Source organism: Caballeronia udeis (assembly GCF_001544555.2).
GTDB lineage: Bacteria > Pseudomonadota > Gammaproteobacteria > Burkholderiales > Burkholderiaceae > Caballeronia > Caballeronia udeis.
This window is the reverse complement of the sequence record NZ_FCOK02000099.1, coordinates 16,262-32,303: the sequence shown is the minus strand read 5'-3', so window position 1 is coordinate 32,303 and position 16,042 is coordinate 16,262. Positions and strand designations below refer to the sequence as shown.

The following is a 16,042-nucleotide window of genomic DNA, read 5'->3' as shown; positions in this document are numbered from 1 at the left end:
CCGCCAGCTCCGTCAGCCGTGACCGGGCTTCACTAATTGGTACCACATCATGGGTTCGGAATGACATAGTTGAATCCCGTACGAAATTCGTTAACATAAATGTACAAACATTCGGGCAAACAGTCAACCCAACCCGTCCGCGCGCTGCTCCATCAGGTCTTTGGTTCATTCGTCGTCGAAGTTGAAGTTGAGCCTCTTCGGCGCGAGCCATGCCACTAAGTCAACCGGCTCCTGACAGATGATCCCGGCCATGATGGTCGACAATATTCAAACGCCGCTGCCACTCGGTTTTTCTTTTGCGGAGCCATGATCGCTCCCATTTCGCATGCGAAATAACGCTGTTCTCGCCAGTTCACGCATCAGCGCCGAAGTGCACCGCTACAAATCCAACCTGGGGTGCCGTCAGGAAACGGACGAAAACGTAATGCACCGGGTGTCACCGGCGTACGCCTTTCACAGAGCGAATTGAACAAACTCGGGTCGGCGACAAAGGCGCTGGCCGAGAAAAGCACGCTGCTGATTCGCGTTCTGGCAGAATGCGCTGCGGAAACTTGTTGCTGGCCAAACCCAGTGTGGCCAGTACATCCCGGGAAAGCGGCACGGTTTTCTATCTGAACAGAACGCTATGCGCTCACTACGACCTGCCTTTACAGCAAGGCGGTTGGCAGGATGTTACCGCAGCCGAGATGATCGATTGGATGGAGCGTGGAGCGCGTCGAGAGGCTCAGCCGAACGAAACCGACCGGGGTAGTTTTCGACAGACTGGAAGCGAAGTACCCGTCACTCACGGAGCGGCCGAAGCGATTGTTCTGACCAGAGAAGTAGAGCGTGACCTTGAGCAGATCGGCGACTACATCTGACTGGACAATCCGCGCCGCGCGCCGAGCTTCATGCGCGAGCTACCATATCTTCTACTGTGCCGTCTGGACAGAGCAGCGCATCGGCGCGCGCCACGTGATCATGGCGCGCAACTTCGCCGCGATCCTGTTCCCGTAACGGCCCATTGCCTCATCACGCTCCCGGCTGCCCGGACCACATCGTGACGGGTGCAGGGCCGCGAGTGCTAGAACCTCATCCTGATACCAGCGCCCACGCTGCTGCCTGACGACACGCTGGTCATCGTGTCGTAACGCCAAGCCGCGTACACGTCCGTGCGTCTAGACAGCGGATAGTCGTAGCCGAGCGCCACAGTCGACCACCGGATGTCACCGCCTTGCACCGGCCGCCGGCGCGTGCCTGCCCATGACACCAGTACGCTGCCTGTACCGAGCTGGGCACTTGCGCCGATCTGCACGGTATCGTCGGTCACCTCGTTGTTGTTATCCACCCGTTCGTACTGAAAATAGAGCTTGAGCGCGTCAAGCCGATACGCACCACCGACAAGCCATGCCGTCTGCTCGGTCGCACCATTGAGAAAAAGCGACGCCGTGTGCAGGCTCTGGACTGCCGCCGTCGCGGAGAAAGGTCCAGCAAAGTAGAGCACGTTCGCGCTGTAATTGGCTTGTCCCGCATGGCCCGCGATGCCAGCGTTACTGTAGAGCAGACTTGCCGATAGGCCGCCGACTTCCGGCGTGTGGTACACGATCGAGTCGTCGATTGCTGTATCGCTCTGTACCGACGCCGCCCCCATGGCGGACCCGAGAAAGCTGTGAACTACCATGGGCGAGAAGACGAACGAACTGCCAAACGGGTTGAACAGCAATGTGGACACGAACAGCAGGGAATCATTGCGACCGAGCGTCAGTTCCCCAAATCGCCCGCTGAGTCCGACGAATGCCCTGCGTCCGAAGAACGACTGCCCGTCGAAGGAACCCGTCTGGCCACCATTGATGCGGTAAAAGCTTTCGAGCGTGAAGACCGTCTTCAGCCCGTCGCCCAGATCCTCGGAGCCTGACATGCCCCAGTACGACGTTGTCATCCCTCCAGAGCCCACCTGCCAGGTATTGCCCGATGCCCCTGGTGTGCGTACTACGCCCGCGAACGAATCGGCAAGCCCGTAAAGCGAAACAGACGACTGTGCGTGCACTGCCCCGGCCACTGCGCATAGCGCGAGTGCTGCGACGCCTTTACTCCATCTTCCCCGACAATCCGTGTGCATGTGTTCTCCTTCGTCTTTTTGGGTGATCTGTCCTGCGGTTTCGCCTTTTGCCGGGCAAGCTCCCTGACCGAGTCTCAGCCCGGCCTCACGCGCGCAAGCGGTCTGCCACGCTCGGCCAACGCGATCGCAACCAGTACCTCGTCCGGCTCCGGTGAGTCGGGCACCGACAGAGACACCGTGTCGAAATGGTCGAAGCTCCACATATCGGCAATGCCGTGCGTGGGTATATCGAGACAGGCGCCCGCTGCGCCGCGTTTCGTCACCGACGGCATGATCGTGGTCGCACCGGGCAGGCATTCACGCACCGCCTTGCCCAGCCGCGGATGAAGCAGCGCCGCGCCATACTCCAGCGGCACGCCCGTGCCCACCAGCGCCGCCTTCCCGTAGCCCTGGATGTCGGCTGGCGTGCAACCCAGGGCCTGCAGTGCGCGCCCGGTGAGGAGCGCTCCGAGTTCGGCACCCGTCGCGTAAAGCATGTCCAGTGCGCCATCAGTGCCCTCATCTGCCATCTTCAGCACGGCCGCCGCGACAGCCTGGCGGTGCGGCGGCACGACCGGCACACCGAGTTCTGCGTATCGCTCGACCAAGTGAACGACCACCCTCGTAACCTGCACGCTCATGGTTGCGCCTCCATCCGGTCTGCCGGACGATCAAGCGTTGCGGCTGGTGCCGGGAAAGCGCCCCTCGCTGACTCGTACGCCCGCGCTGCGCGCAGGACTAGGGCATCGCCGCCCCGTCGGCCGATGATCTGCACACCAGTTGGCAATCCTCCGGCAAAGCCACACGGCACACTCGCTGCGGGAAGCCCGGTCTGGTTACACCACGCGGTCAGCGCAGGTGCCGTACGCAGACCGGCGGGCAGGCCCGGTACGGGCGGTGGATTGCAGTGGAACGTCGGCGTGAGCAGCAGGTCGTAGCGCTGAAAGAAAGCCTCCATCGCTGCAGTGAGTGCATGACGCGCAAGCAGTGCGTCAGCGAACGTTGCGGTGTCCACCTGTTCACCTGCATCGGCAAGCGCCTTCAGGTCGGGATCGAGCAATGTCCGATGCGCCGCCTCCATATGCCGGGCACGCTGCGCGAAGTACACCGACCACTGGACCGAATGCATGCAGCCATCGCCGTAATAGTCCGCAAGCGGCGTCACATCGCTTTCGACAACATGCGCGCCAAGCGCCTCAAGGGCACTGGCTGCCTGCCTGACACACGCTTCGATGGCCGGCTCGATGCGCACGCCAGCGGGAGCCGCGCAGTACGCGATGCGAAGGCCCGCGACGCCATCGTCGAGCCCCGCGCAGTAATCCGCCCAATAATCCGAACTGCCGGCAATGCCTGAATGCCGGTCGATGCCCTCGTGCGTCATCACACTGAGCATGAGCGCGGCATCGCGCACGTTGCGCGCGATCGGTCCCAGCGTGGACAGCGCGGTCCATGACGCCGCTTTGCCCGCCGGTACGAGTGAGAACGTGGGCTTGAACCCGACCACACCGCTCCAGCACGCAGGAATCCGGATTGACCCGCCCCCGTCGGTCGCAAGCGACAGCGGTCCCATGCCCAGCGCAACCGCCACCGCGGATCCACCACTGCTGCCCCCAGGCGAGAGCCGCGTATCCCACGGATTGCGGGTAACCCCCGTCAGCGGACAATCGGTGACGATCTTGTTGCCAAACTCCGAGGTCGTAGTCTTGCCAAACGGTATGGCGCCTGCGCGCCGCAGCCTCGCCACGGCCGGCGCGTCCTCGCCTTCGCGTTGCGGCGATGAGGTCCATGAGCCGTGCCGCGTGGGAAAACCGGCTACCGCAACGAGATCCTTGACCGAGACGGGCACGCCATCGAGCGGACCGCGCGGCTCACCCTGCATCCACCTGCGCTCAGCGTCGCTAGCCGCTGACATCGCCCCTTCCTCGTCGATGGCGCAGAACGCATTGACGACGGGATCGAGCTTTGTGACCTGGTCCAGCACTGCGCACATGACCTCCACCGGCGAGAGTGTCCGCTGCCTGAAGCCGGCAACCAGTTGACTAGCACCGAGCATGACAATGTCATTCATTACGTATTCCTAATTTTTTGATGCATAAACCCGCTCACGCAAGAGGAACACTTCTATCCTTCACAGACCGGCGTGACCGGGCCGATGGAATCGAGGATCGAAAAACTGTTGTCGGCGAGTGCCTGACCGATCCGTGTCTGGCAAAGCACGTGGCCACCATCGTGGCTCACCCCGGTCCTGCCACGCGGCAGTGCGACGGAGACAGCAGGCAGCGCGGCCTTGACGCGCTCGGCGTCGACACTCCCCGCCGACCTGACGGCCTCGGCGAATAGACGAATCCCCGCATAAGTGTTCTCACCGTGCGGCAGCACGACGGCATAACTTCCCAGCCGAGGATCACGAGCATCGGCATAACGCGCGGTATAGCGTGTGAGGAACGCCTGGTTTTCCGGATTGTCGATGCTCATGAAGTAAGACGACACGCCGATCGTGCCGGTCGAGGCGCCTGTGGTCGCAATCGAGAGGGATTCGTGCGCAATGTCCGTCACGAGCAGCGGTTTCATCGCGAATGGCATACCTGATCAGCGCGCAGTTTCACTTCGAACTGCATCGCCTCGCACTGGTACCTTCAAGAAGAGCGGCACACCTGCTTACGCCGCGTCAACTCGAATGTCTGACCTGGGTCGCCCGGGGGAAAACCTCGGCCGAGATTGGCGAGATCCTTGGGTGCTCCCGCTATACCGTTGACTACCACATCGAAGAAGCAATGGAGGCTCTCAACATCCGCAGCAGGACGGCCGCTGCCGTCCACGCGACCGTACAGGGCATCATAAAACCCTAAATCTGTTTTTCCCGCAATTCCACCACACGTCCTACCCGTCGCCGTATAAGCGGCGTGCATCACTGCACGCTCGCGGGTACTCGTCGACACCCTCCCAAAGCTCAGAGTTTCTGGGGCACAGACACGCTGATAGCGTCGTGTCAACGGCTAGCACCAGGAGGAGCCCATGTCATACACCGTTGCCGGCAGGCTTGACGACCTGCCATAGGATATCTGTCACCGGGAGATGTCGCGATTCGCAGGATCTGGATGCCGGACCATCGAGCCGGCTCAACGTCGTGCATGTCGTTGTTCCCTTACGCCATGGCGCTCGCCCTCTCGTTCGGCGCCACACGCGTGATCGGCGTGGTCTCGCACTCCGTTGCACGTCTGTACCGACGCTTCGGGCTCGATCTGTGCGATATCCGCGCTGGCACGGCGCCGGGCTGCGCCAATATCGTTGCGTGCTCAATCGATCTGGACCCTGCCGCGTTCCACAAACTCCAGTGCGATCCTGTCACGCTGCTGAACTCGATCACCCGCTTCGGACGGCTCCCGCTCGCGGATCCTGGCATGCCGGATCATTCGCATCCGACTGAAGCGAGCGCGCCCGCGGCGACGTGCCCCTCGCAGTTTGGGACAACAGAACGGTCCACACGCAAGCGACAGTCTAGACGACCGGCCCCTGACATCAGCGCATGCCTGCAGGGCGGCAATGGTGCCGGTTGTCAGTCTCCTTCACCCAGTCCGGCCTAATAGCTGACGCATAGGCCTGCCCGCTGCGCGAAGCATCTCCATTCCGCTGTGAACTCAAGCCCAGGCGCTCGTCGATCGCTTGCGCGACGGTCGCAGACTTCGGAGGATGATCGCGATCGCAGTCCGCCCAGAACGTACACATCGCATCGAACAGGACGGACAGTATCAACGTCACGTAGGGCAGTTTCACGACGATGCCCTCCTCTGGTCGGTCGCTAGCGGACTTGCCCCGATGCTCCTGGAACTCGTTCACGGGCATCATGATCCGCAGGGAATCGAGTTCACGCTGCAGGCGATTTTCAAATGAGTAGTGAACAGTCGCCGAATGCGCCAGCGCCTTGCGCAGCTCGCAGAGCTGCCGGTCCTTCATCTCCATGCATCTGGTTAGCCGACGGACTTCGGCTTCGGCCCGCTGCAAACGCTGATCAGGAGCAGCGCTTGCCGATAGCATGAGTGGGGTGCTCTGCATGCCAGTGATTGTCCCTGCATTAAGTTCTTTCATGATGTTCCCTGCCTCAAATGCGCATGCTTGTATCGTTCCGGCCGCGCCCCTTCCCGTTGTCCAGCACGAACGGGAAGGCACCGGAGTCTCCGTCGCAGGTCAATCGTGACGGTTGATCGCGGCGGAATCATCGGACTTCAGCCACGTATCCTTTTTCGGTTTTCTCAGACGAAATAACAGCTACGAAAAAAGACAGGGTGTGCGATATCAGAGCCAGCATGGATATGCAGCAGGAGTATCGACAGTTTTGAAACGCAGGAAGGTCGCCCCTCCTTGTTGATCTGGAGGCGAACGTGAAACCTTACACAGAGATTTCAATTACTAACTGGATTGTTGTAAGTTACGCAACGGTTATATGGAAATCGTACTTTTCTGATTACTCGGAATTTGGTAGGAGCGGGTGTTTTTACGCGGTGGCTTGGCAGCGCTGTGGATCACTGCAACATCAATTTTCCAGCATAAAAAAACCGCCTGGTCCTGCCTCATGGCAAGACCGGGCGGTCTTCAACATCTCAACGATCAGTCGCCAACCTTACTTCTTGAAGTTAGCCACGCCGTCAGTGATTTCCTTGTGGGCGGCTTCCACGCCCTGCCAGCCTTCGACCTTCACCCACTTGCCCTTCTCCAGCGCCTTGTAGTGCTCGAAGAAATGCTTGATCTGGTCCTTCAGATACTCGGGCACGTCGTCCACCGTCTTCATATGCGCCGTCATCGGGCAGATCTTGTCGTGAGCGACCGCCACCAGCTTCGCGTCGACACCCGATTCATCCGTCATCTGCAACATGCCCAATGCACGTGCGCGAACCACCGAACCTGCCAGCAGCGGGAACGGCGTGATCACCAGCACGTCCACCGGATCGCCGTCGCCTGAAAGCGTCTGCGGAATGAAACCGTAGTTCGCCGGGTAGCGCATGCCCGTCCCAATGAAGCGGTCGACCACGAGGAGGCCCATCTCCTTGTCCGCTTCGTACTTCACCGGATCGCTTTGCGCCGGGATCTCGATGATCACGTTGAAGTCCTGCGGAAGATCCTTACCTGCGGGTACGTTGTTAAAGCTCATATGCACTCTCTTCAAAGTGGAAATTCGGTGTTGGAGACAAACGCATTCGGTAGGCGCTAACGTCACGCTTTGCTGCATTGCGACAATACACGTGAGGCGCGAATGTCCTGACTGCAACGCGGCGTCGAGGCGCAGCGTTCGCCCATGAAACAACGCAATTGCGTCATTATAGCCAATCGAGATGCGCGCCTCGGCGTCAGCGGTACACGGGGAAATCGGCGCAAAATAGGCTGTCACCAATGTGATCGATAACACAAGTGAACGCAAACGAGGCATCGTGTAATCGAATCAAGCGATAGTACTTCACCCCCGAAAACAGCCACGGAGACAGGAGTCAGGCATGGAAGAGGCAAAGCATTTCATCGGCAACCAGTGGGTAACGACGGCAAGCCACGAGACCATTCCCGTTATCGATCCCTCCGACGGTCAGGTCTTCGCGCAACTCGGGCGTGGCAATGCAGCCGATATCGACCGCGCCGTCCAGGCTGCACGGCGCGCTTACGAGGGTCCGTGGGGCCAGGCGAGCGCTGCCGATCGCGGGCGCGTGCTGTACCGTCTTTCGATGATCATCGCTGCCCATCAGGACGAACTGGCGCATCTCGAAGCACGCGACACCGGCAAACCCCTGAAGCAGGCCCATACGGACGCGGCCGGCATCGCCCGCTATTTCGAGTTCTACGCGGGCGCCGCCGACAAGCTCCACGGCGAAACGCTGCCCTATCAAAACGGCTTCACTGTCCTCACGATCCGCGAACCGCATGGCGTAACCGGGCATATCGTGCCGTGGAATTACCCGCTGCAAATCTTCGGGCGCAGCGTCGGCGCGGCGCTCGCGGCCGGCAACGCGTGCGTGGTCAAGCCCGCGGAGGACGCGTGCTTGTCGATACTGCGCATTGCCGAACTCGCCGCCGAAGCAGGCTTGCCGGAAGGCGCGCTGAACATCGTCACGGGGTATGGCTACGAAGCCGGTGCGGCGCTCGCGCGGCATCCGGGGATTGATCACATCTCGTTCACGGGATCGCCGGCAACGGGTGCGGCGGTGGTCAAGATGGCTGCCGACAACCACGTTCCGGTCACCCTCGAACTAGGCGGCAAGTCGCCGCAGATCGTTTTCGCCGATGCCGACTTCGATGCCGCCCTGCCCGTGCTCGTCTCGGCGATCGTGCAAAACGCGGGGCAGACATGCTCGGCGGGCAGTCGCGTGCTGATCGAGCGATCGGCGTATGAACCGTTGCTCGAGCGGTTATCGGCAGCGTTCAGCGCGTTGAAGGTCGGGCCGAGCAAGCTCGATCTGGATTGCGGTCCGCTCATCAGTGCAAAGCAGCAGCAGCGCGTGTGGGATTTTCTCTCCGATGCCCAACACGACGGCATCGCGATGGCCGCCCACGGTGAAGTGATTGCCGAAGCGCCCGAAGCGGGCTTTTACCAGGCGCCGACGCTCCTGCGCGATGTCCCGCCGGCGCACCGTCTCGCACGCGAGGAGGTGTTCGGTCCGGTGCTCTGCGCGATGCCTTTCGATGACGAAGCCGACGCGCTGAAGCTTGCCAACGGCACGGACTTCGGGCTGGTCGCGGGCATCTGGACACGCGATGGCGGCCGGCAGATGCGCATTGCCCGCAAGGTGCGTTCGGGGCAAGTGTTCATCAACAACTATGGCGCAGGCGGCGGCGTAGAGCTACCGTTTGGCGGCGTCAAACATTCGGGCCACGGCCGCGAAAAAGGCTTCGAAGCGCTGTATGGATTCACGGTGCTCAAAACCATCGCCATCAAGCACGGCTAAAACAGCAACCATTTTGCATGGGACCAGAGTAAGCGCTAAAGCGCCCACTCTGGTCGACACAGGAGACGACATGAGACTACAAGGCAAGACCGCGATTGTGACCGGCGGCGGATCGGGATTCGGGGAAGGCATCGCGAAGACATTTGCGCGCGAAGGCGCGAACGTCGTGGTGAACGATATCAACGGCGCGGCGGCCGAGCGCGTGGCAAGCGAGATTGCCGTGAGCGGCGGCAAGGCGATCGCAGTACCCGGGGATGTGACCAGACAAGCCGACTGGCAAACGCTCTTCGATGCCGCCATCGAAGACTTCGGCAGTGTGCAGGTCGTGGTGAACAACGCGGGCACGACGCATCGAAACAAGCCCGTGATGGACATTAGCGAAGCGGAATTCGATCGCGTTTATGCGGTGAATGTGAAAAGCCTGTACTTCAGCATCACGCAATTCGTGCCGTACTTCCGTAAGGTCGGCGGCGGGTCGTTCATCAACGTGGCATCGACGGCAGGCGTGCGGCCGCGGCCCGGTCTGGTTTGGTACAACGGCAGCAAGGCAGCGGTGATTATCGCGAGCAAGGCATTGGCTGTTGAGCTTGGGCCAGACCGCATACGCGTCAATTGCATCAACCCGGTGATGGGCGAAACGGGTTTGCTATCAGAGTTCATGGGCATGGAAGACACGCCCGCGAACCGCCAGAAGTTCCTCGCGACGATCCCGCTCGGACGGCTTTCGACCCCGCAGGATATTGCGAACGCGGCTTTGTATCTCGCCTCCGATGACGCCGAATTCATAACAGGTGTCGCGCTGGAAGTGGACGGCGGACGCTGCGTCTGACGCGCTTGACAGAGGCGCATCCGCCGGATGCGCCTCTGTCGGTGTTTTCCCCAAATAGAACAAACGGTCGCCGGTTATAGCGAGCAGCTAGAATCCAACAGCACGTTTTTCCATCCATAAAAATAGTCAGGAGACAAAATGGCCAGTACTGCGGGTGACTTGCATCGACCGGGCGCGGGCGCGCCTCCGTCCGCGTTCGAAGCGGCGACGTATCGCAAGGTTGCGTGGCGGCTCTCGCCGTTGCTGCTGATCTGCTACGTGGTGGCGTATCTGGATCGTGTGAACGTGGGCTTCGCGAAGCTGCAGATGTCGACGGATCTTGGTTTGAGCGATGCTGTTTATGGCTTCGGCGCAGGCATCTTCTTCTTCGGTTATTTCATCTTCGAAATTCCCAGCAACGTCATCCTGCACAAGGTCGGCGCACGCGTATGGATCGCGCGGATCATGATCACGTGGGGCATCATTTCCGCCCTCACGATGTTCATCACCACGCCCACCATGTTCTATGTGATGCGCTTCATTCTGGGTGTGGCCGAAGCGGGATTTTTCCCCGGCATCATTCTCTATCTCACGTACTGGTTTCCAGCGGAACGGCGCGGACGCATGACGACATTGTTCATGACGGCGATCGCGTTATCGGGGTTGATCGGTGGTCCGGTGTCCGGCTGGATCATGAAGAACTTCGATGGCGTCAACGGCTGGCACGCGTGGCAATGGCTGTTCCTGCTGGAAGGCATTCCATCGATAGTCGTCGGGATCGTCGTGTTCATCTTCATGGACGATGGGATTGCGAAGGCTAAGTGGCTTACCGCGGAGGAGCGGGAGTTGCTGGAGAGGAATATTGCTAAGGACAACGTCGAGAAAGTCGATATGCCCGTGCGCGAGGTGCTGAAGAGCGGGCGGGTCTGGTTGATGAGCCTGATCTACTTCTCGTTCGTGATGGGACTTTACGGCGTGAGCTTCTGGCTGCCGACCATTATCAAGGCGACCGGGGTGACGGATGCGCTGACCATCGGCTTGTTGTCCGCCATTCCCTTTGGTGCGGCGGTGATTGGCATGCTGCTCGTTGCGCGCAGTGCCGACAAAAGAGGCGAGCGGAGGTGGCATATCGCCATTCCCGCGGCTGTAGGGGCGTTGGGACTGGTGGTGTCTGTGGTGTGGTCGACGAATACGACAATGGCCATGCTTGGCCTCACCCTGGCTACGATGGGCATTCTCACTACGCTGCCGCTGTTCTGGAGTTTGCCTACGGCGTTTCTCGCTGGAACGGGTGCCGCGGCAGGGATTGCGATGATCAACTCGCTGGGGAATCTGGCGGGGTTTCTGAGCCCGTATCTCGTGGGATGGTTGAAGCAAGTGACTGCTTCGAATGCCAGCGGCATGTATATGCTCGCCGCGTTCATGGTGCTGGGTGGGTTGCTCGCGCTGAGTGTGCCGAAGCGGGTGGTGAACCGGTAGAGATGTTTCTGGCATGGTCAGGCACCGAACCCACTCGTGTTCGGTGCACCTTGAGCGAGGACAGCGCGCGACTGATTAACTACTCAAATTCACGCTGTCTTAACCTATCCAACTTGTACCGTTCTATAAAGGCCTTAGGCCAAAGCAATAAAAAATGAAACTTCCGTCGCGGAACAAAATCCGGAATTCGTGACGAAATGCTACTCGCCGCGACCCAAGACCCCCATCAGAACTGCCACCACGCTCCACCCCCACGCCTGACGCACCGCCACAAGGCGTTCCACCCTTCCTTGCACCAAAAAAATGCATTCGCATTAACCCCTACATACCCCTTGCCGCCTTTTCCCAGCGTCAAACCCGCTATCCATCAGCACAAACCACGTATTGGCATACCCCTTGCAGTGTCCTACCCACTGACTCTCCGTCAGCGATATAAAAAATCCACCAGACACCGCCTCAAACAAACATATCGGCAAGGGGAATTACATGAAACGACGCAGTCTCCTGAAGTTCGGCTCCATGTCGGGCGCGCTCGCGATTGCGGGCCAATTGCCCATTTCAAAAGCGCAAGCCGCCGATACAGGACCGATCAAAGTAGGCGTCCTGCATTCACTTTCCGGAACCATGGCGATTTCGGAAACGTCGCTGAAAGACACTGCGCTGATGACCATCGCCCAGATCAATGCAAGCGGCGGTGTGCTCGGCCGTCAACTCGAACCGGTTGTCGTCGACCCGGCATCGAACTGGCCGCTCTTCGCCGAAAAAGCCCGCCAACTGATCTCGCAAGACAAAGTGGCGGTGACGTTCGGCTGCTGGACGTCCGTTTCGCGGAAATCGGTGCTGCCGGTGTTCGAGGAACTCAACGGCCTGCTCTTCTACCCGGTGCAGTACGAAGGCGAGGAAATGTCCCGCAACGTGTTCTACACGGGCGCAGCGCCGAACCAGCAAGCCATTCCCGCCACCGAATACCTGATGAGCAAGGAAGGCGGCGGCGCCAAGCGCTTCTTCCTGCTCGGCACCGACTACGTGTATCCGCGCACGACGAACAAGATCCTGCGCGCGTTCCTGCACTCGAAGGGCGTGAAGGACGACGACATTCAAGAGGTCTACACGCCGTTCGGCCACGCGGACTATCAAACCATCGTGGCGAACATCAAGACGTTCTCGCAAGCCGGCAAGACCTGCGTGATCTCGACGGTGAACGGCGATTCCAACGTGCCGTTCTATAAGGAACTCGGCAACCAGGGGCTCAAGGCGACCGACGTGCCCGTGGTCGCGTTCTCGGTGGGCGAAGAGGAACTGCGCGGTATCGATACAAAACCGCTGGTCGGCAACCTCGCCGCATGGAACTACTTCATGTCGCTGAAGAACCCGGAGAACACGAAGTTCAAGGCGATGTTCGCCGACTGGGTGAAGAAGAACAACCTGCCGGGCGGCGACAAGCGCGTGACGAACGACCCGATGGAAGCGACCTTCGTCGGCATCCACATGTGGAAACAAGCAGCCGAAAAAGCGAAGAGCGTGGATGTCGACAAGATCCGCGTGGCAATGGTCGGCCAGAAGTTCGCGGCGCCGTCGGGCTTTACGCTAGAGATGGACGGCAACCACCATTTGCACAAGCCGGTGATGATTGGTGAAGTGCGTGCCGACGGCCAGTTCAACGTCGTGTGGCGCACCAAGACTGCTATTCGCGCGCAACCGTGGAGCCCGTACATCCAGGGCAACGAAAGCAAGCCGGATGTGGTCAGCTCGATTCCCGACTTTCTGCGCCGCCGTCGCGTAGCTTAAGTGCCGGTATTACGTCTCGGTAAGTTCGAACGTTGAAACATCGAACCGCCGCGCTCGAAGCACAAGAACAAGAGCGGCGGTTCGTACGAGTCCAGGGCGGCACACGCAACACGCCGCCCCGCACTCCGCTCTACCTGACAGGCCCTTCATGACTGATTCGATTCTTCGCTTCGCTCGCCGTGGCCTCTGCGCAATCCTGATTGCCTGCATGCCGCTCGCCGCGTTTGCGGCCCTTACAGCGGACGATCTCGCACCGCTCGCGGCCGATGACTTCGACGCCAAGTCTGCCGCCGTCGACAAGCTGATCGCGAACGCCGATACCCCTTCAATCGCCGTGCTGAACGCACTCTCCGACGGCTCGCTTGTCGCCACCGACGCTGGCAAGGTCCTGATCCAAACCGACGACGGCAACAAGGATCCGCTCACGAACAAGACCGTCGAAGCACCCGATGCGCAACCGGTCACGCTGAACAATCTGCTGCGCTCGAAGGTATCGGGTGCGTTGTCGGGCTTGCAACTGGCGTCGCCGGATATTGCTGTGCGTCGCGCCGCTATCGACGAATTGTTGAAGAACGCCGATCCGTCGATCAAACCTTTAGTCGATAAAGCCCGCGCAAAGGAGACCGACCCGGTACTCAAGAAGCGTCTCGATACGCTCTGGGCCACAACGGCTCTTCACGATACCGATCCCAACAAGCGCCTCGAAGCCGTGCAACTGGTCGCGGCTCGCCACGACCTGGATATGAACGAACTCTTGCGCCCGATCGTCGTAAAGAACGCGGACGGTACCTTCGCCGAGCCCGATGCACGCGTACGCGCAGCGGCCCAAGCGGGTATCGAGGAACTGAATTCGATTCAGCGGCGCGGCGAGATTGTCGGCACGATCTTCGCGGGTCTTTCACTCGGCAGCGTGCTATTGCTCGCCGCACTGGGCCTCGCGATCACGTACGGTTTGATCGGCGTGATCAACATGGCGCATGGCGAGTTTTTAATGATCGGCGCGTACGCCACGTACGTGGTCCAGAACCTCGTCCAGCATTACGCACCCGGCGCATTCAACTGGTATCCGCTGTTTGCAGTGCCGGTGTCGTTTGCGGCGGCGGCGGTGGTCGGTATCGTGCTTGAGCGGCTGGTGCTCAAACATCTCTACGGCCGGCCGCTCGAAACGCTGCTGACCACCTTCGGTATCAGCCTGATCCTGATCCAGGCAACCCGCACCATCTTCGGCGCGCAGAACGTACAGGTGACGAACCCATCGTGGATGAGCGGCGGCGTCTCCGTCATGCAGAACCTGATCCTGCCGTACAACCGCCTGACTATTCTCGGCTTCTCGCTGGTGGTCGTCCTGCTTGCATGGGTCGTGCTCACCAAGACACGCCTCGGCCTGTTCGTGCGCGCCGTCACGCAAAACCGGCGCATGGCGGCGTGCGTCGGCGTGAAGACGGCTCGTGTGGATTCCTATGCATTCGCGTTCGGCGCGGGCATCGCGGGACTGGGCGGCTGCGCGCTCTCGCAGATCGGCAATATCGGGCCGGATCTGGGGCAAAGCTACATCATCGATTCATTCATGACGGTCGTGCTCGGCGGGGTCGGACAACTCGCTGGAACGGTGATCGGTGGCTTTGGGCTCGGGCTTGTCAGCAAGACAATAGAGCCCTTCTGGGGCGCGGTGCTCGCGAAGATCGCGGTGCTCGTGCTGATCGTGTTGTTCATCCAGAAACGTCCTCAGGGCATGTTCGCCCTGAAGGGCCGCAGCGCAGAGGTTTGAGATGAATACACCAAACGTCTCCGCGAATCTCGACGTCTCGCCACAACCCGATGCACAGGCCAGGCGCGAAGGTTTTGCGCTAGGCCTGCCACCGCGCGCCGCCCTTCTTCCCCGCGGTGGCTGGATTGCGCTGATCGCCTTCATCATCGCGATGGGTATCTACGTGCCGGTCGCGGCGCTCGTGCTGCCGGAGTCGAGCACGTTCCACCTGAGCGCCTATTCCATGACGCTCGTCGGCAAGCTCATGTGCTACGCGATAGGTGCATTGGCGCTCGATCTAGTCTGGGGTTATTGCGGGATCCTGAGCCTCGGGCATGCGCTGTTCTTCGCGCTCGGCGGTTATGCAATGGGCATGTACCTCATGCGTTCCATCGGCCGTGAAGGCAACTATCAAAGCGACCTGCCCGACTTCATGGTGTTCCTCGACTGGCACAAGCTACCCTGGTTCTGGCAAGGCACCGAACACCTCTGGTATGCGCTGTTGCTGGTGATCCTGGTGCCGGGGGTGCTCGCCTGGGTATTCGGCTTCTTCACGTTCCGATCGCGCGTAAAAGGCGTGTACCTGTCGATCATCACGCAAGCCATGACCTTCGCTGCGATGCTGCTGTTCTATCGCAACGAAACCGGTTTCGGCGGCAACAACGGCTTCACGGATTTCAAGCGCATCGCGGGCTTTCCGATCACGTCGGCGAGTACGCGCACCGTGTTGTTCCTGATGACGCTTGGCGTGCTGATTCTGGCGTTCATCGCGGCGCGGGCGATTGTGACTTCAAAGCTTGGGCGTGTGGTCACGGGTGTTCGTGATGGCGAAGCGCGGCTGATGTTTCTCGGCTATAGCCCGCTGTCGTACAAGCTTTTCATCTGGACCGTATCGGCTGTTTTGTGCGGCATCGCCGGCGCGTTGTACGTGCCGCAAGTCGGCATCATCAACCCGAACGAGATGTCGCCGGGGAACTCCATCGAAATGGCGATCTGGGTCGCCGTGGGGGGCCGCGGAACCTTGATCGGGCCGATCATCGGCGCGTTCGCGGTGAACGGCGCAAAGAGCTTCTTTACGGCGAACTTCCCTGAATACTGGCTGTTCTTCCTGGGCCTGATCTTCACGCTCGTGCCCTTGCTGTTGCCCAACGGAATCATGGGCCTCATCGACATGGCCCTGCGCAAGAGACAAGCGGGAGGACACTCACATTGACTAC

The 16,042-nt window shown here is 60.4% G+C and carries 13 protein-coding genes and 1 pseudogene; 8 read left to right on the top strand and 6 right to left on the bottom strand.

The window, feature by feature from the left end:
- The first annotated feature begins 554 nt into the window (after window positions 1-554).
- Window positions 555-860 (top strand): hypothetical protein, encoded by a 306-nt coding sequence (locus AWB69_RS40270; protein ID WP_156529146.1) that lies wholly within the window; start codon window positions 555-557, stop codon window positions 858-860.
- 203 nt (window positions 861-1,063) lie between these two features.
- Here the strand turns inward: AWB69_RS40270 and AWB69_RS40265 are convergent, their stop codons facing one another.
- The 4 genes and pseudogenes from AWB69_RS40265 to AWB69_RS40250 form a co-directional block, all read right to left on the bottom strand.
- Window positions 1,064-2,098, bottom strand: coding sequence for a porin (locus tag AWB69_RS40265; protein WP_062092345.1), 1,035 nt, complete (start codon window positions 2,096-2,098; stop codon window positions 1,064-1,066).
- A 74-nt stretch (window positions 2,099-2,172) separates the two neighbouring features.
- Entirely contained in the window at window positions 2,173-2,718 is a 546-nt protein-coding gene (locus tag AWB69_RS40260) for an amino acid synthesis family protein (RefSeq protein WP_062092344.1), read from the bottom strand.
- Window positions 2,715-4,145 carry an amidase family protein gene (locus tag AWB69_RS40255; RefSeq protein WP_062092343.1) on the bottom strand — a complete coding sequence of 477 codons (1,431 nt, stop codon included), beginning with the start codon at window positions 4,143-4,145 and terminating at the stop codon, window positions 2,715-2,717. Before AWB69_RS40255 ends, AWB69_RS40260 begins: the two co-directional genes overlap by 4 nt.
- Window positions 4,146-4,198: 53 nt before the next feature.
- A pseudogene (locus tag AWB69_RS40250) lies at window positions 4,199-4,654 on the bottom strand (transporter substrate-binding protein); the annotation flags it as partial.
- Between AWB69_RS40250 and AWB69_RS40245 the strand changes: the two are divergent.
- A complete protein-coding gene (locus AWB69_RS40245) occupies window positions 4,654-4,926 on the top strand; it encodes a helix-turn-helix domain-containing protein (protein WP_269447523.1) in 273 nt (90 codons plus the stop codon). The pseudogene AWB69_RS40250 and the gene AWB69_RS40245 sit on opposite strands and share 1 nt — an antisense overlap.
- A gap of 670 nt (window positions 4,927-5,596) precedes the next feature.
- On the opposite strand, the gene AWB69_RS40240 is transcribed toward AWB69_RS40245, so the two are convergent.
- Both AWB69_RS40240 and ppa read right to left on the bottom strand, forming a co-directional pair.
- Window positions 5,597-6,163, bottom strand: a complete 567-nt coding sequence (locus AWB69_RS40240) for a hypothetical protein (protein ID WP_062092342.1) — start codon at window positions 6,161-6,163, stop codon at window positions 5,597-5,599.
- 532 nt (window positions 6,164-6,695) lie between these two features.
- Window positions 6,696-7,223, bottom strand: a complete 528-nt coding sequence (gene ppa / locus AWB69_RS40235) for an inorganic diphosphatase (RefSeq protein WP_062092349.1) — start codon at window positions 7,221-7,223, stop codon at window positions 6,696-6,698.
- A gap of 340 nt (window positions 7,224-7,563) precedes the next feature.
- On the opposite strand from ppa, the gene AWB69_RS40230 reads away from it, so the two are divergent.
- From AWB69_RS40230 to urtC, 6 genes are all read left to right on the top strand, one after another.
- A complete protein-coding gene (locus AWB69_RS40230) occupies window positions 7,564-9,003 on the top strand; it encodes an aldehyde dehydrogenase family protein (RefSeq protein WP_062092341.1) in 1,440 nt (479 codons plus the stop codon).
- Between the two features lie 70 nt (window positions 9,004-9,073).
- The gene (locus AWB69_RS40225) at window positions 9,074-9,832 is read left to right on the top strand and encodes an SDR family oxidoreductase (RefSeq protein ID WP_062092340.1); all 759 of its coding nucleotides are present in this window, start codon (window positions 9,074-9,076) and stop codon (window positions 9,830-9,832) included.
- A gap of 138 nt (window positions 9,833-9,970) precedes the next feature.
- Window positions 9,971-11,290 (top strand): MFS transporter, encoded by a 1,320-nt coding sequence (locus AWB69_RS40220; protein WP_062092339.1) that lies wholly within the window; start codon window positions 9,971-9,973, stop codon window positions 11,288-11,290.
- Window positions 11,291-11,776: 486 nt separating this feature from the next.
- Window positions 11,777-13,078 (top strand): urea ABC transporter substrate-binding protein, encoded by a 1,302-nt coding sequence (gene urtA, locus AWB69_RS40215; protein WP_062092338.1) that lies wholly within the window; start codon window positions 11,777-11,779, stop codon window positions 13,076-13,078.
- A 148-nt stretch (window positions 13,079-13,226) separates the two neighbouring features.
- The gene (gene urtB / locus AWB69_RS40210; protein ID WP_062092337.1) at window positions 13,227-14,846 is read left to right on the top strand and encodes an urea ABC transporter permease subunit UrtB; all 1,620 of its coding nucleotides are present in this window, start codon (window positions 13,227-13,229) and stop codon (window positions 14,844-14,846) included.
- Between the two features lies 1 nt (window position 14,847).
- Window positions 14,848-16,038 carry an urea ABC transporter permease subunit UrtC gene (gene urtC / locus AWB69_RS40205; protein WP_062092336.1) on the top strand — a complete coding sequence of 397 codons (1,191 nt, stop codon included), beginning with the start codon at window positions 14,848-14,850 and terminating at the stop codon, window positions 16,036-16,038.
- The last annotated feature ends 4 nt before the right edge of the window (window positions 16,039-16,042 follow it).

What these genes read in the sequence shown, in the direction of transcription:
- urtA (WP_062092338.1), top strand. Translation starts at nt 11,777, where the DNA reads ATGAAACGACGCAGTCTCCTGAAGTTCGGCTCCATGTCGGGCGCGCTC.
- AWB69_RS40225 (WP_062092340.1), top strand. Translation starts at nt 9,074, where the DNA reads ATGAGACTACAAGGCAAGACCGCGATTGTGACCGGCGGCGGATCGGGA.
- urtC (WP_062092336.1), top strand. Translation starts at nt 14,848, where the DNA reads ATGAATACACCAAACGTCTCCGCGAATCTCGACGTCTCGCCACAACCC.
- AWB69_RS40220 (WP_062092339.1), top strand. Translation starts at nt 9,971, where the DNA reads ATGGCCAGTACTGCGGGTGACTTGCATCGACCGGGCGCGGGCGCGCCT.
- AWB69_RS40230 (WP_062092341.1), top strand. Translation starts at nt 7,564, where the DNA reads ATGGAAGAGGCAAAGCATTTCATCGGCAACCAGTGGGTAACGACGGCA.
- AWB69_RS40265 (WP_062092345.1), bottom strand. Translation starts at nt 2,098, where the DNA reads ATGCACACGGATTGTCGGGGAAGATGGAGTAAAGGCGTCGCAGCACTC.
- AWB69_RS40240 (WP_062092342.1), bottom strand. Translation starts at nt 6,163, where the DNA reads ATGAAAGAACTTAATGCAGGGACAATCACTGGCATGCAGAGCACCCCA.
- urtB (WP_062092337.1), top strand. Translation starts at nt 13,227, where the DNA reads ATGACTGATTCGATTCTTCGCTTCGCTCGCCGTGGCCTCTGCGCAATC.
- AWB69_RS40255 (WP_062092343.1), bottom strand. Translation starts at nt 4,145, where the DNA reads ATGAATGACATTGTCATGCTCGGTGCTAGTCAACTGGTTGCCGGCTTC.
- AWB69_RS40260 (WP_062092344.1), bottom strand. Translation starts at nt 2,718, where the DNA reads ATGAGCGTGCAGGTTACGAGGGTGGTCGTTCACTTGGTCGAGCGATAC.
- AWB69_RS40245 (WP_269447523.1), top strand. Translation starts at nt 4,654, where the DNA reads ATGGCATACCTGATCAGCGCGCAGTTTCACTTCGAACTGCATCGCCTC.
- ppa (WP_062092349.1), bottom strand. Translation starts at nt 7,223, where the DNA reads ATGAGCTTTAACAACGTACCCGCAGGTAAGGATCTTCCGCAGGACTTC.